Origin of the sequence: Acinetobacter calcoaceticus ANC 3811, from assembly GCF_000399665.1 — a bacterium.
Classification (GTDB): domain Bacteria; phylum Pseudomonadota; class Gammaproteobacteria; order Pseudomonadales; family Moraxellaceae; genus Acinetobacter; species Acinetobacter calcoaceticus_B.
On sequence record NZ_KB976986.1, the window covers coordinates 1,832,695 to 1,846,242 of the forward strand.

The following is a 13,548-nucleotide window of genomic DNA, read 5'->3' on the forward strand; positions in this document are numbered from 1 at the left end:
TATGAAAAGATATGACCAATGACAAAGGAAAATTTAGAAATTTATCATTCAATATTTTTAGAAAATAATTTTTTTCTCACCGATATATTCTTGCATATTATAGGAAGCTAAATTGCTGTGATGAGCATGATTTGGATTGCGTTCGATACTTTGCAGGTTTCTTTCTGCTTCTTGAATGATCTGCATTAGCTCTTGATGTCTTTTATTTTGAGTATCTAAATAAGCCCAGTACCCTAATACAAAGACGATACTCACACACAACATTATTAATACTTTATTGATCATTATTATTATCTCTATGTTTTTAATGTTAACGATCTTAACAAAAAATTATAGCTTTGTGAATATTTTCACATTTATTTACAATAATACACTCTTACTCAAATTATTGATAAAAAAGGTGATTTTAAATTTATCACTAAAATCATTGATAAATACAAAACATTTCCATTGAAAAGTAACTTTATTTCAAAACAGTTCATGTTTAGTTATTTTTAATATTAGCTTTTTATTCATTTTCATTATTAAGTTCATTTAAAGACAGGGTGTAGACTAATGTGTATATTGCTTGAAATATCTCTCAATTTTTACCTATTAAATAGGCTAAAAAGATCCATTTTTCTTTCAACTGTTTTATTTAACCGTGTTTGACTATCTAGCCATTTCTTATCTTTCTTCTTTAGCCTTAAAAAGTAAAATTTCAGTTTTAACTAAAAAAGTCTTTTTCCTTAGTTAATAAATAGTATTCACCTCATCGTTCTATAAATCGTACCAAGCCTTCTATTTTCGGTGCTTTATTGCGACAAACGCTACGATAAACTGCACTCAGAGAAAAAATTAAATCAGGAGAATACATCATGTTTGATATGCGTTTATCTCACGAGCGTGGTGCAGCACATCATGGTTGGTTACAATCAAAACATAGCTTTTCATTTGCTAATTATTGGGATCCTAAACAAGTCGGCTTTTCGGATCTGCTTGTAATTAATGATGATAACGTTGCCCCATCTAAAGGCTTTGGTACCCACCCTCACAACAATATGGAAATTATTTCCTATGTACTTGAAGGTGCATTAGAGCATAAAGACTCAATGGGTACAGGTTCTGTGATTGTACCGGGTGACATTCAGCTGATGAGTGCAGGTCGTGGTGTTGCCCACAGTGAATTTAACCATTCAGCTCAAGAAGGCGTGCATTTCTTGCAAATTTGGGTTGTTCCAAATGAAGTGAATACAGATCCGGGCTATCAACAAGTTCATATTGATGAAGCAGACAAACGCGGTAAATTGCATTTGATCATCTCACCAAAAGGTGGCGAGAAAACTTTATCTATCAAACAAGACATTAATATTTACTCAGGTCTGTTTGATGGTGAAGAAACTGCTGAATTTGCGATTCCTGATGGTCGATATGTTTACCTACACGTTGCCAAAGGTCGTGTTGATGTAAATGGTAAAACCTTTAACACTGGTGATGCTGCACGTATTCGTGATGGCGGAAGCTTATCGTTTACCAATGGTGATAATGCCGAAATTTTGATTTTCGATATGCGTCCAGAAGAAATTCCAACCATGCCATAATGCAAACTAAGCCCTCACATAAAACTTTATGTGAGGGCTTTTTTATTGTTGATTGGACTTATAAAAATTCTATCTCAGTTCAATGTTCTTCTGAGCGTGCTATCTCTGTATTGATATAACTCATAATCATGGTCGTTAACCCCTGCACCATTTCATCAAAACTAATATAAGGGTTTGGCAAGATAAGATGTCGCGCGACATTAAAAATTCCACTATTAATACAAATGTAGGTAATTACAGCCAAATTATTGATTTTTAGGTATTTAGGATTGTGCATCATATATTTCATGATCACTTCCATTAAAGCCTGTTCAATTTTTGGAATGTATTTGTCGTACTGTAACTCGCCTGCATAACGCAAAACAGTCAAATAGCGGTCGTTATTTTTCTTTAATAAATCACTAAAAGTATAAAAAATCATTTCGATAACAGGTTCTAACTCCAACTGCAAAATAGTTGGCGTAAGCTCTGTAATCATGTCCAGAATTTCCCGAACAAAGTAGTGATTCATCGCATCATAAATTTCTTCTTTATTTTTAAAATATTCATATAAAGACCCGACACTCACTCCGGCAATTTCTGCAATGTGGCGTGTCGTAGTTCCACTAGGCCCATGCAGCGCCACCCCAATAAAACCAGCTTCAATAATAGTATCAACGGTAACTTTGGCTCGAGTTTGACGAGGTTTACGCGTGGTCATACGATCTAATCAATAATCCGAACATAAAGTCAGATTAGCATGTAATCTGACTAAGAAGAAATATAAAAACAAAATCCGAATAGTTGTCAAACTTAGTGAAAAAAAACGAGATCAACACAGCTTAACTTATAGATCTCAACAGTCTTTTAACAATTAAACACCCATTCAATATTTTAATTTAATTATTATTTTTCATATAGATAAACTTGGTTAATTCAAAATAATAATGTCATATTTTATTTATAAAATAGTTTTATATTTTTAAGAATTTACCCGAATTGAATCCGAACATAAAGTCAGATTAATATGAAAAAATTAAAGAAGAGTCACTAATAGCTTTGTCTATCTTTACTCTTCTTTCCGTTATTCAGCCAAATAATCAAACAAATAACGGAGCAACAACACCGTAGTCAATGCAGAGAATATTCTGCTTTTGAAAATGGAATTTACAGTGCTTTGTTGATCATTAATTTTATTGATTTTCATCAAAATGCACCACTACTTTGTCTCAGGGTATCGCCATGATCTCGACCACAGTAAAAAAATCATTAAACAAACTTAAATTTCACCGTGAAATCGAGTTACCGGACTTTGCTAGCAAAAGCTCAATTCCAATCCGACATTTAAATATTGGTTTTGATGGTAAGGAAATTGATGTCAGATTCTATATGGACAATCAGTTTGCTACTTTGTTTTTTGCCACACTTTCGGTGTTTTTAACCTATGGTGAAGATCTGGTTATTGAAACCGCACGTCACCACCGCGAATTTATTAAAGATCCAATCTTAAAACAGCGAATAACTTCACTGATTGGCCAAGAAGCAATCCACTCAAAATTGCACAACGAATATAACGACGCGCTGCAAGAAGCTGAATATCCGGTTGCCTTATACCGTTTTGTTGGCTCGAACTTCTTTAAATATGTATTTTTGAAATTTCCACAACCACTGAAATTGTCAATGATGGCGGGTATTGAGCATTTTACTGCGGTACTTGCTGAATACATGATGAAGCATGAAAAGAATTTCTATTATTCAAATGATGAAAAGAGCCGTGCATTGTGGATGTGGCATATGCTTGAAGAGTCTGAGCATAAAGACATTGCCTATGATGTCTATCAAATCTTAAATGGCAGCTATCCACTGCGCGCGTCTGGTTTCTTCCTCGCTTTATTTACGATTTTAGGTCTTATCCCTGCGACTACTTTGGTTGTACCTGTATTAAGAAAGCCGCAAGAGATGCTGACCTTAAAATTCTGGAAAGATGCTCGCCGTGGCGTTGGTTTAATCTTTGGCCCGAAAGATGGCGTTTTTGGCAGTACGATAGGTCAAATTCTTGACTACTTACGTCCAGACTTTCATCCAAATGATCATGATACGACTGAATATCTTGAGTATTACAAAAAGAAATTACTGAACGAAGGCGGCGCGATTGCTCCTTTCTTTGTTAAAGAATTTACCCCACCTGTACGCGTGTCTTAATCGTCCTTTATAACCAGCTATTGAGTTAATAGCTGGTTCCTCTTCAAGCTATTTATGGATGAATCATGATTTTATTTGGCAAAAAGAAAGTTAAACCAAGCCAAAAAGCTTATGCCGTAGTGACGGGTGCAGGCAGTGGGATTGGTCGAAGTTTTGCACTTGAACTTGCAAAACGTGGTGGCAGCGTAGTGTGTGCAGATATTAATCTGGAAGCTGCTGAAGAAACCGTAAAACTTCTTGAACAAGAAGGTGCCAAAGCTTTTGCTATACGTTGTGATGTGAGCAATCCAGAACATGTAGCAAATCTCGCTGAAACTGCTGAAATTTTAATGCAACACCCTGTAACTCTGCTCATTAATAATGCAGGTGTAGGTTTAGGCGGTAAGTTTGACGAGCTAAGCCTAGAAGACTGGAACTGGGTCATGAATATTAACCTTTGGGGTGTTATTCATGGATGCCATGCATTTGTTCCCAAGTTTAAAAAGTTAGGTTACGGCGCGATTATTAATGTTGCTTCTGCGGCATCATATACAGCTGCACCAGAAATGACAGCCTACAACGTGACTAAAGCGGGTGTGCGTGCGCTTTCAGAAACGCTTTCTGCCGAACTACGTAAATTTGATATTAAAGTTAATGTGCTCTGCCCGACGCTGGTTCCAACCAATATCATTAAAAATGGTCGAATTCCAGGACGCTACTCCAAGCTTGCAGACCATGCACTCATGAACTATGCCCTAACGACAAGTGATGATGTCGCAAGACTAACACTTAATCGCCTTGATCAGAATGAGCTTTATACCATTCCTCAAATTGACGCGAAGTTATTCTGGCTTATGAAACGTGCATCTCCAAGCTTGTATAACAAGTTCCTTGGCACATCGTACAAATTATTTAAATAAGAAATTTATAGGTAGTACACATATGACTGCTCAAATGAAAACAAATGCTTCAGCAAAAAAAGCTATCAAATCATCAAGCCATATTTTCGATACTTTTATTGTAGGTGCTGGCATTTCAGGTATTGCTGCTGCCATTCGCCTAGATCAAGTTGGTTATACCAATTATAAAATTATTGAAAAAGCTGGTCGTGTTGGTGGGACATGGCGTGAAAACACCTATCCAGGTTGTGGTTGCGATGTGCCGTCTGCTCTTTATTCTTACTCGTTTGCACCAAGTGCAAAATGGAGCCATTTATTTGCGCGCCAACCAGAAATCTTAAGTTATCTGGAAGATGTAAGTAACGAGTTTAATGTCGCATCTAAAATTGAGTTTAATAGCGAACTGCTCAATGCTGCATGGGATGACTCACGCCATGTGTGGGTACTTGATACGACTACTGGCCAGTATTTGTCTAAAACCGTTATTTTTGCCACAGGTCCAATTACTGAAGCTCAAATTCCACGTCTTGAAGGCTTAGACACATTTAAAGGCGAGATGTTCCATTCAGCTAAATGGAACCATGATTATGATTTAACGGGTAAACGCATTGCCGTGATTGGTACTGGTGCATCTGCCATTCAATTTGTGCCACAAATTCAACCAAAAGCGAAAGAACTTTTTGTATTCCAACGTACAGCACCTTGGGTACTACCAAAACCAGATACAGATTTGGGCGAATTTAGTAAATCAGTGATTGCTAAATATCCGTCTATTCAGGCGAGCTGGCGTAAAAGTGTAGCGTTAACGCTGAATGCGATTAACTTTGGTTTACGTAATCCACTTGCCCTAAAACCAGTAAATGTATTGGGTAAGCAATTACTTAAATTACAAATTAATGACCCAGTGCTACGTAAAAATGTAACGCCAAACTTTGATATTGGTTGTAAACGTATTTTGTTTGCTAACAATTACTACCCTGCACTACAAGCATCAAATACGTCTCTTATTCCCCATGGTTTAGTAAAGGTTGAAGGCAATACAGTGGTTGCTGCGAATGGTGAACGCCATGAAGTTGATGTGATTATTTGGGGTACTGGTTTTGAAGTATCTCACCCGCCAATTGGTAAACGTGTACAAAATGAAAAAGGTCAATGTTTACAAGACATATGGAAAAGTAGTTCACCAGAGGCTTACTTAGGCACCAACATTGAAAATGTGCCAAATGCATTTTTAGTTTTAGGGCCTAATGTACTGGTCTATGACTCTTTCATTGGTTTAGCAGAAGCACAGCTCGACTATATCGTAGATGGCTTGTTGAAAATTAAAAATAAAGGAATTAGCAAATTAAATGTTAAATCTGATGTGATTAAAAAGCACAATGACTTGGTACAAAAGCACTTACAAACGACTGTATTTAATAGTGGTGGGTGTAAGAGTTACTACCTTGATGCAAACGGTCGTAATTTTGCTGCATGGCCTTGGTCACTGAAAAAACTTAAACAACGTTTGAAAAAAGTAGATTTGAAAGATTATGAAGTGACGTATCAAACGACAAAAACTCATTAATTTGTAATTTTGATCAAATCTGTTGTAAGGAATAGGCAGTGTATTTTAGGTTTTCATGAAATACACTGCCTTCTTCGTTGAATATCTTCAAGAAATAAAAAAACAGGATAAAGATGAAAGAAGGTCAATCAAGTCGTACCGCCGAAGCTGCTGCTGCATTACGAGCCAATCATTTTCAAAATACAAAGAACCCTGTATTTTCAGACCCTTATGCTTTTGAGCTGACCAGTAAAAGCTGGAAAAAACTTCTCTCCAACTCATTTATTGTTAAAGTAATGAATTCTGCAGTTTTAAACCGCACTTTAGGTTTACTTACTGGACAAGTGGTCGGACGCTCTCGTTACGCCGAAGATTTACTTGATCAGGCAGTTCAGCAAAATACTCAACAATATGTATTAGTGGGTGCTGGCCTAGACTCTTTTGCACTACGTGAATCGCACCATTACCCTACTTTGAAAATTTTTGAAGTCGATCATCCTGATACTCAAGCGGCCAAACAAACTAAGCTAAAAAAGTTAGGAAACATTCCTACTACCGTTGAGTTTGTTGCGATTAACTTTGAAAAAGAGTCTATTTCAGAAGCTCTGACCAGAAGTATCTATGATTCATCCGCTCCTGCATTTTTTTCGTGGTTAGGCACAACGCACTATTTAAACCCGCAAACGACCTTGCAAACTTTAAAAAGTATTGCCGAATTTTCTGCAAACGGTAGTGAAGTGGTACTCGACTATTCGACCGATTTTCAGGAATTAAATGGTATTGAGCGACTTGGAAGTATGGGCGTTGCACAATTTACCCATTTGCTGAAAGAACCTTTATTAGGTCAATTTAAACCAATAGATTTACATCATGCAGTGGAGCAGATGGGATTTGAAGTGGTCGAAGATCTTTCAGGTGAAGCCATTACTGAACGATATTTTAATGCACGAATCGATGAAATTCGCCACACTTCAGCAACGCGTTTATTGCATCTGCGGTTAAACAAAAGCTGAGGTCCTAAGCCAAGAAAGCCCCAATTTTAGAAAAAATAAGCAAACAACTAAGCTTTATTAAATAAACCACTCTTTAGATGAAGGGAAAGCAAAAGCGCCCTTCATCTTTTATTTTTGTACTAAACGCATGGAATGAGGTGTTTTCCCATGCCATCTTTTATAAGCATGAATAAAACTGGCAGGTTCCGCATAACCTAACCACTCGGCAATTTGCTCAACTGAAGCTTTTGGTAATGCCAAATATTGCTCAGCTAAGACCTGCCTAACCTCTTCACGTATTTGAATGAAGGTCATCCCTTCTGAAGCCAAATGACGGCGTAAAGTACGAGCATTTAAATGCAAACGTTCAGCCACGATTTCCATCGTTGGCATTTCACCTCGCACAGTCATCAATTGCTGTTGTACCAAATTAATAAATTTCTTTTGGGTTTGACGCTTATCTAAAATTTGTCGACATTGTTCTTCTGCGGTATGTAGCACCAGCTCATTTGCCATTTGCAGCTTTTGATTAATTTTCTGTGCATCAAGCAGAACAAAACTTTTGCTAGAACCAAATTTAGGCATCACCCCAAATAATTTTTCATAAGCTTCTAAATGATCTGTAGGTTCAAAAGAAAAAGCCAAATACTGGCAAAAGTTATCTTGTACGAGGTCGCGTTGCACCGTAATAAGAGCGGCAGCATCGCGTTCAATAATAAACTGCCTAACCGCAGATGGGATGCCTTCCTCTTCAATATCGACACGTGTTCCTGCATCAGTATCTGAAACTAAAAAACGGGTAAACGCAAAAGTGAGGGAGAAATAAGTGAGAGCTAAATCTAGTGCTTCACGAATACTGGCACTGCTCATGAGTGCCATGCCTAATGGCCCAAATGTTGTAAAATGATAGCGTGTACCTACTTCTATGCCCAACACTGGTCGGTCTGGAAACTGTGCAACCAGATTATGAATGAGCTGTAATTCCTGTTGCCCTGACACCACCATATTCGGGTCAAGCAACTGCTGTTGACTCAATCCTGTTCCATCTAAAATGGTCTGATAAGAAGCACCTGCTTCCACTGCAAAATCAGCCATGAGTCGGACACTATGTATGCTGCGTTCAAATGCCCAAGCGTACGTCACTGTACTTTCCAAAATGTCCTCGAATCACAATATTTTGTCCTCATCCATCCTCTAAATCAAGTTAATAAACGTCTATTCTGCATACAGGAAATTGCGATTCTTTCGCCCACTGTTTTTAAGGATTTAGAGCAGCCTATGTTTAATTCGTCGACTAATTCAAATAAAAATGTACGCATCGCCATTATTGGCACTGGCTTTGGTGGTCTAGGCCTTGCCATTCGTCTCAAACAAGCAGGTTTTGAACAATTTACCCTATTTGAAAAAGCTGCCGATGTTGGTGGTGTATGGCGTGACAATACTTATCCAGGTGCTGCATGCGATGTGCCTTCGCATCTTTATTCTTTTTCTTTTGAACAGGAACTTGGTTGGAAAAAGCGCTACGGAACGTCTCAGGAAATTTATCAATATTTACGCCACTGTGCCGATAAATATGACGTTCGTCCGCATGTTCAATTTAATACTGAAATAGCCAGCGCCGAATTTGATGCTTTGCAAGGTGTATGGCACATTCAAAGCACGACTGGTGAACAGTTCGAAGCTGAATTCTTAGTGGGCGCGGTAGGCCAACTCAACCGCCCTGCCTATCCAAAACTTAAAGGTATTGAAAACTTTAAAGGTAAGGCATTTCACTCAGCGCGTTGGGATCATGACTATGACTTAACTGGCAAACGCGTTGCCGTAATTGGTACAGGTGCAAGTGCGATTCAGTTCGTACCAGAAATTGAAAAACAAGTAGCGCATCTCAATGTTTATCAACGTTCGGCACCGTATGTGATTCCAAAACCAGACCGCATTTACCAGCCACTTGAGAAAAAAGCTTTCCGTAAACTGCCAATTTTGCAAAGTCTGGACCGCATTTTGCAATATGGAAACCATGAAATTCGCCTACTTGCTTTTACAACTTCACTCAATGAAATGCCTTTGGTGGAATATTTATTCCAGCGCCACATTCGTAAAGTCGTCAAAGATGGCAAGTTACGCCATCGTTTAATGCCTGATTACCCAATTGGTTGTAAACGTATTTTAATCTCTAACCACTGGTATGAAACACTGACACAACCTCATGTCGATGTGATTAATACGGGCATTCGAGAAATTACTGAAAATGGCATTTTAGATACGGAAGGAAATCTGCGTGAAATCGATACCATTATTTATGGGACGGGCTTTGCCGCAACGGAATTTATGGCGCCAATGCAGATTACAGGCCTTGATGGTCGTACCTTAAAAGACACATGGAAAGATGGTGCAGAAGCTTATCTCGGTTTAACTGTGAGCGGCTTTCCAAACTTCTTTATGCTTTATGGTCCGAACACCAATCTTGGGCACAACTCAATTGTCTATATGATTGAAAGCCAAGTGAATTATATTTTAGATGCTATTCATACAAGCCTACAAAACAAACTTCTATTCACCAATGTTCGTGCAGAAGTTCAACATGAGTTTAATCAAAGCATTCAAGAAAAAATGAAAAAAACTGTCTGGGCACAAGGTTGTACCAGTTGGTATCAAACTGCCGATGGCAAAAATACCAATAACTGGCCAGGTTTTACTCTTGAATATCGACAACGTACTCGTCGCTTCGATGTTGAAAACTACACTCAGGTTTCGGCTATTTCTTAAACAAGCTTCACCATAGGAAATGAGAAAAATAAACGGAGAATTTTATGAAGTCTTTTAAAAATAAAGTCGCAGCTGTGACAGGTGCTGGTTCTGGTATTGGACAAGCACTTGCTATAGCACTCGCAAAACAAGGTTGCCATCTGGCACTTTCCGATATTAGTGAAGCTGGATTAGCTAAAACAGTCGAGCTGTTAACGCCTTATTCAGTCAAAGTAACCACTCAGAAAGTCGATGTGGCTAAACGTGATGAGGTTGCAACTTGGGCAAAAGCAGTTGTAAATGAGCATGGCCAAGTTAACCTGATTTTTAATAATGCTGGTGTCGCAATAGGTAGCACGGCTGAAGGTGTGAGCTACGAAGATCTTGAATGGCTCATTGGGATTAATTTTTGGGGTGTGGTTTATGGCACCAAAGAATTTTTGCCTTACTTAAAGCAAAGTGGTGACGGGCATATTATTAATATTTCTAGTATGTTTGGCTTAACAGCTCAACCGACCCAAAGTGCTTATAACGCCAGTAAATTTGCCGTTCGTGGTTTTACCGAATCATTGCGCCAAGAACTCGATCTACAAAATGCTGGAGTGAGTGCGACCTGTGTGCATCCGGGTGGTATTCGTACCAATATTGCTAAAGCTGCCCGCATGAATAATAGCGTCCAGTCTTTAGGAATGGATCCTTTAAAAAGTCAGGATGCTTTCGATAAATTACTTCGCACCCCTGCTGACGATGCCGCTCAACAAATTTTAGGAGCTGTGCGTAAAGACCGTCGCCGCTTACTGATCGGAGCCGATGCGAAAGCCGTTGATGTGATTCAACGTATTCTTCCACAGGGTTACCAAAAGATTTTTGCAACTGCGACTGCCTTGCAAACTCGCCTACTCAACAAATCAGCAAAATAAAAACAGTGGTCAGCATACTCTTCATTTTAAGAGATGCTGACTGACATTAAATGCTTAGTATGAGTCCTTATTATGAAGCAGCTTCTTGAATGGACCATCCGTACCACGCTACGTCCAGCTTTATCCCCTAAGACACCATTAAAGCTACAACGCTTTTGTAGTGATGCAGCTAGTGCAATTGTGCTTGGGCCACGTGGCTATAAAACAAAAAAGCAAACAATTGCTCAAGTACCGACCATTTATATTCAGCCCAAAACGACTCAATCAGGACTCGGCATTTTGTATTTACATGGCGGAGGCTATGTGGTGGGTAGCTCAAAAAGTCACGCTAAGCTTGCTGCTCAAATCGGACATGCTGCTCAAGCACAAGTCTGGTTACCTGAATATCGCCTAGCCCCAGAACACCCAAGCCCTGCTGCTATTGAAAATGTGGTTGCAGTTTATAAAGCTTTACTTGCCCAAGGACAAGACCCGAAAAAACTCGTGATTGCTGGCGATTCTGCTGGCGGTGGACTGAGTTTAAGTGCTGCAATTGCTTTACGAGATGCGGGTTTACCTTTACCAGCGGCTTTAGTTTTACTTTCGCCTTGGGTTGACTTAAGTCTTTCAGGAAGCACCATGAAAACTCATGCTGCTCAAGATGCGATGTTGTCAGAGGAATGGTTAGCTTGGTGTGCAAAAAACTATTGCGGACAAAAATCGGCAACCGATCCAACCTGTTCCCCACTTTATGCTGACTTAACTGGATTACCGCCTATTCTGATTCATGTCGGCACTGAAGAAGTTTTATTAGACGATGCAAAACGGCTCGCTAAACAAACCGAAAAGTATGGTATTCCGACGAACTTGAAGGTTTATGACCGAGTCGGACATGTTTTTCAGTTCCACGCAGGTATACTAAATGAATCTAATGACTCGATTGAGCGCATTGGGCAATTCATTGATAAACATACACAGTCAATATAAAAATATCGCCAGAGAGGAGTCCTCGGCATGACAACAAACAATTATGACTATGATTACCTCATTATTGGTTCAGGCTTTGGTGGCAGTGTTTCTGCTTGCCGTCTAACCGAAAAGGGCTACTCTGTTGCTGTAATGGAAATGGGGCGACGCTGGAAAGCTGAAGATTTTGCTAAAAACAACTGGAATACCCGCCGCTGGATTTGGCGCCCGGGCATGAAACTTTTTGGTTATTTCAATATGCGTTTTTTTCGCCATGTCACCATTATTTGCGGTAATGCTGTAGGTGGCGGCTCAATTACCTATGCCAACACTCTACTGGTTCCACCTGAACATATTTGGGATGAAGGCACATGGGCTGATGCTGCGGACTGGAAAAATGAAATGCCACAGCACTATGCTGAAGCAGAACGCATGCTTGGTGTGACTGATAATAAAATTTTAGGCCCTGCCGATCACATGCTTAAACAAATGGGTGAAGCTATCGGTGTGGGTCACACATTTAAACCGACTCGTGTTGCAACCTTCTTTCCACCAGAAGGTGAACAAGGTGGCAAGACCTACCCTGATCCGTATTTTAACGGCGAAGGTCCAGACCGCGGAACCTGTACCGCATGCGGCGGCTGTATGACGGGTTGTAAACACAATGCAAAAAATACTTTAGATAAAAATTATTTGTACTTTGCCGAAAAAAATGGCGCCAAGGTTTACGAAGAAACCAAGGTTGTTGACGTTAAACCACTCAATGGTAAAGCCGATGGCAGCGATGGCTATGAAGTTACGACTGAATGTTCAAGCTCATGGTTTAACAAACAACGTCGTACATGGCGTGTTCGAAATGTGATTTTCTCGGCATCGTCTTTGGGTACGCAAGAGATGTTGTTTCGCTTAAAACAGTCTGGTTCACTGCCAAATGTTTCTGATGATTTGGGCAATCGGGTTCGTACTAATGCTGAGTCGATTTTAGGTGTACGCTTTTTTGGTAAAGATGTCGACATGAGTAAGGGTGTTGCCATTGGTTCAAGTATTTACCTTGACCATGACACTCACATTGAAGCGACTCGCTACCAAAATGGTTCCGATGCAATGGGCCTTATGTGTACGTACATGGCTAAAGGCAAACCGGGTTGGACACGTATTTTCTTTTGGTTATGGGCCTTAATCTGCCATCCATTTATTTTCCTTCGCATGAGTAATCCAGTTGGTTTTGCACGTCAGACTTTAATTTTCTTAGTGATGCAAACAGCAGATGCTTCAATCAATATGCGCTTGAAACGTAATTGGTTTTGGCCTTTTGGTAAAGTGTTATCGAGCGAAGGTAAAAAGCTACCGGTTTATATTCCTCAGGCCAATACCTTTACTGAAAAAGTCGCCAAAATGTTTAATGGACACCCCATGACAACCATTACCGAAATTTTATTTAACGTGCCTTTTACAGCTCACTGTATGGGTGGTTGTGCGATTTCTTCAAGTCCAGAGCGCGGCGTGGTAGATGGACAAAACCGTGTCTTTAACTATAAAAATTTATATGTTGTAGATGGTTCAATGTTAGGTGCCAATTTGGGCGTTAACCCAAGTCTTACCATTACAGCTCTTGCAGAACGCGCAATGTCTTATATTCCAGCTAAACATACTTTAGATGAGCAGCAAGATCATAGAGTAGATGTAGAAACTATAGAGATCACTAAAGCTTCTGCCTAAAATAGAAATTTGTTTTATAAAAAAAGCCTATTAAAAAATAGG

Annotated in this window: 12 protein-coding genes; 9 read left to right on the forward strand and 3 right to left on the reverse strand. The window is 39.3% G+C overall.

Translation table 11 applies throughout. From position 1 onward, the window contains the following. Positions 1-57 precede the first annotated feature (57 nt). Positions 58-285: a hypothetical protein gene (locus tag F935_RS09885; protein ID WP_016138800.1), complete on the reverse strand. Its 228-nt coding sequence runs from the start codon at positions 283-285 to the stop codon at positions 58-60. A gap of 572 nt (positions 286-857) precedes the next feature. On the opposite strand from F935_RS09885, the gene F935_RS09890 reads away from it, so the two are divergent. After that, positions 858-1,580, forward strand: coding sequence for a pirin family protein (locus F935_RS09890; protein ID WP_016138801.1), 723 nt, complete (start codon positions 858-860; stop codon positions 1,578-1,580). Positions 1,581-1,659: 79 nt separating this feature from the next. On the opposite strand, the gene F935_RS09895 is transcribed toward F935_RS09890, so the two are convergent. Then, a complete protein-coding gene (locus F935_RS09895) occupies positions 1,660-2,280 on the reverse strand; it encodes a TetR/AcrR family transcriptional regulator (RefSeq protein WP_016138803.1) in 621 nt (206 codons plus the stop codon). Positions 2,281-2,801: 521 nt separating this feature from the next. Here F935_RS09895 and F935_RS09900 point away from each other — a divergent pair. The 4 genes from F935_RS09900 to F935_RS09915 all read left to right on the forward strand — a co-directional run bounded on the left by F935_RS09900 (position 2,802) and on the right by F935_RS09915 (position 7,198). Then, positions 2,802-3,761 carry a metal-dependent hydrolase gene (locus F935_RS09900; RefSeq protein WP_016138804.1) on the forward strand — a complete coding sequence of 320 codons (960 nt, stop codon included), beginning with the start codon at positions 2,802-2,804 and terminating at the stop codon, positions 3,759-3,761. A gap of 65 nt (positions 3,762-3,826) precedes the next feature. Next, complete coding sequence (locus F935_RS09905; protein ID WP_016138805.1) at positions 3,827-4,660, forward strand: SDR family NAD(P)-dependent oxidoreductase; 834 nt, start codon at positions 3,827-3,829, stop codon at positions 4,658-4,660. 22 nt (positions 4,661-4,682) lie between these two features. Further along, on the forward strand, positions 4,683-6,206 hold the full coding sequence (locus F935_RS09910; protein ID WP_016138806.1) for a flavin-containing monooxygenase: 1,524 nt from the start codon (positions 4,683-4,685) through the stop codon (positions 6,204-6,206). A 113-nt stretch (positions 6,207-6,319) separates the two neighbouring features. Next, complete coding sequence (locus tag F935_RS09915) at positions 6,320-7,198, forward strand: class I SAM-dependent methyltransferase (protein WP_016138807.1); 879 nt, start codon at positions 6,320-6,322, stop codon at positions 7,196-7,198. Positions 7,199-7,306: 108 nt separating this feature from the next. Here the strand turns inward: F935_RS09915 and F935_RS09920 are convergent, their stop codons facing one another. Further along, complete coding sequence (locus F935_RS09920; protein WP_035366205.1) at positions 7,307-8,320, reverse strand: AraC family transcriptional regulator; 1,014 nt, start codon at positions 8,318-8,320, stop codon at positions 7,307-7,309. A 135-nt stretch (positions 8,321-8,455) separates the two neighbouring features. Between F935_RS09920 and F935_RS09925 the strand changes: the two genes are divergently transcribed. The 4 genes from F935_RS09925 (at position 8,456) to F935_RS09940 (ending at position 13,506) form a co-directional block, all read left to right on the forward strand. Beyond that, complete coding sequence (locus F935_RS09925; protein ID WP_035366208.1) at positions 8,456-9,943, forward strand: flavin-containing monooxygenase; 1,488 nt, start codon at positions 8,456-8,458, stop codon at positions 9,941-9,943. Positions 9,944-9,987: 44 nt separating this feature from the next. Next, the gene (locus F935_RS09930; RefSeq protein WP_016138810.1) at positions 9,988-10,842 is read left to right on the forward strand and encodes an SDR family NAD(P)-dependent oxidoreductase; all 855 of its coding nucleotides are present in this window, start codon (positions 9,988-9,990) and stop codon (positions 10,840-10,842) included. A 72-nt stretch (positions 10,843-10,914) separates the two neighbouring features. Further along, complete coding sequence (locus F935_RS09935) at positions 10,915-11,808, forward strand: alpha/beta hydrolase (protein WP_016138811.1); 894 nt, start codon at positions 10,915-10,917, stop codon at positions 11,806-11,808. A 27-nt stretch (positions 11,809-11,835) separates the two neighbouring features. After that, positions 11,836-13,506, forward strand: coding sequence for a GMC family oxidoreductase (locus F935_RS09940; RefSeq protein WP_016138812.1), 1,671 nt, complete (start codon positions 11,836-11,838; stop codon positions 13,504-13,506). The last annotated feature ends 42 nt before the right edge of the window (positions 13,507-13,548 follow it).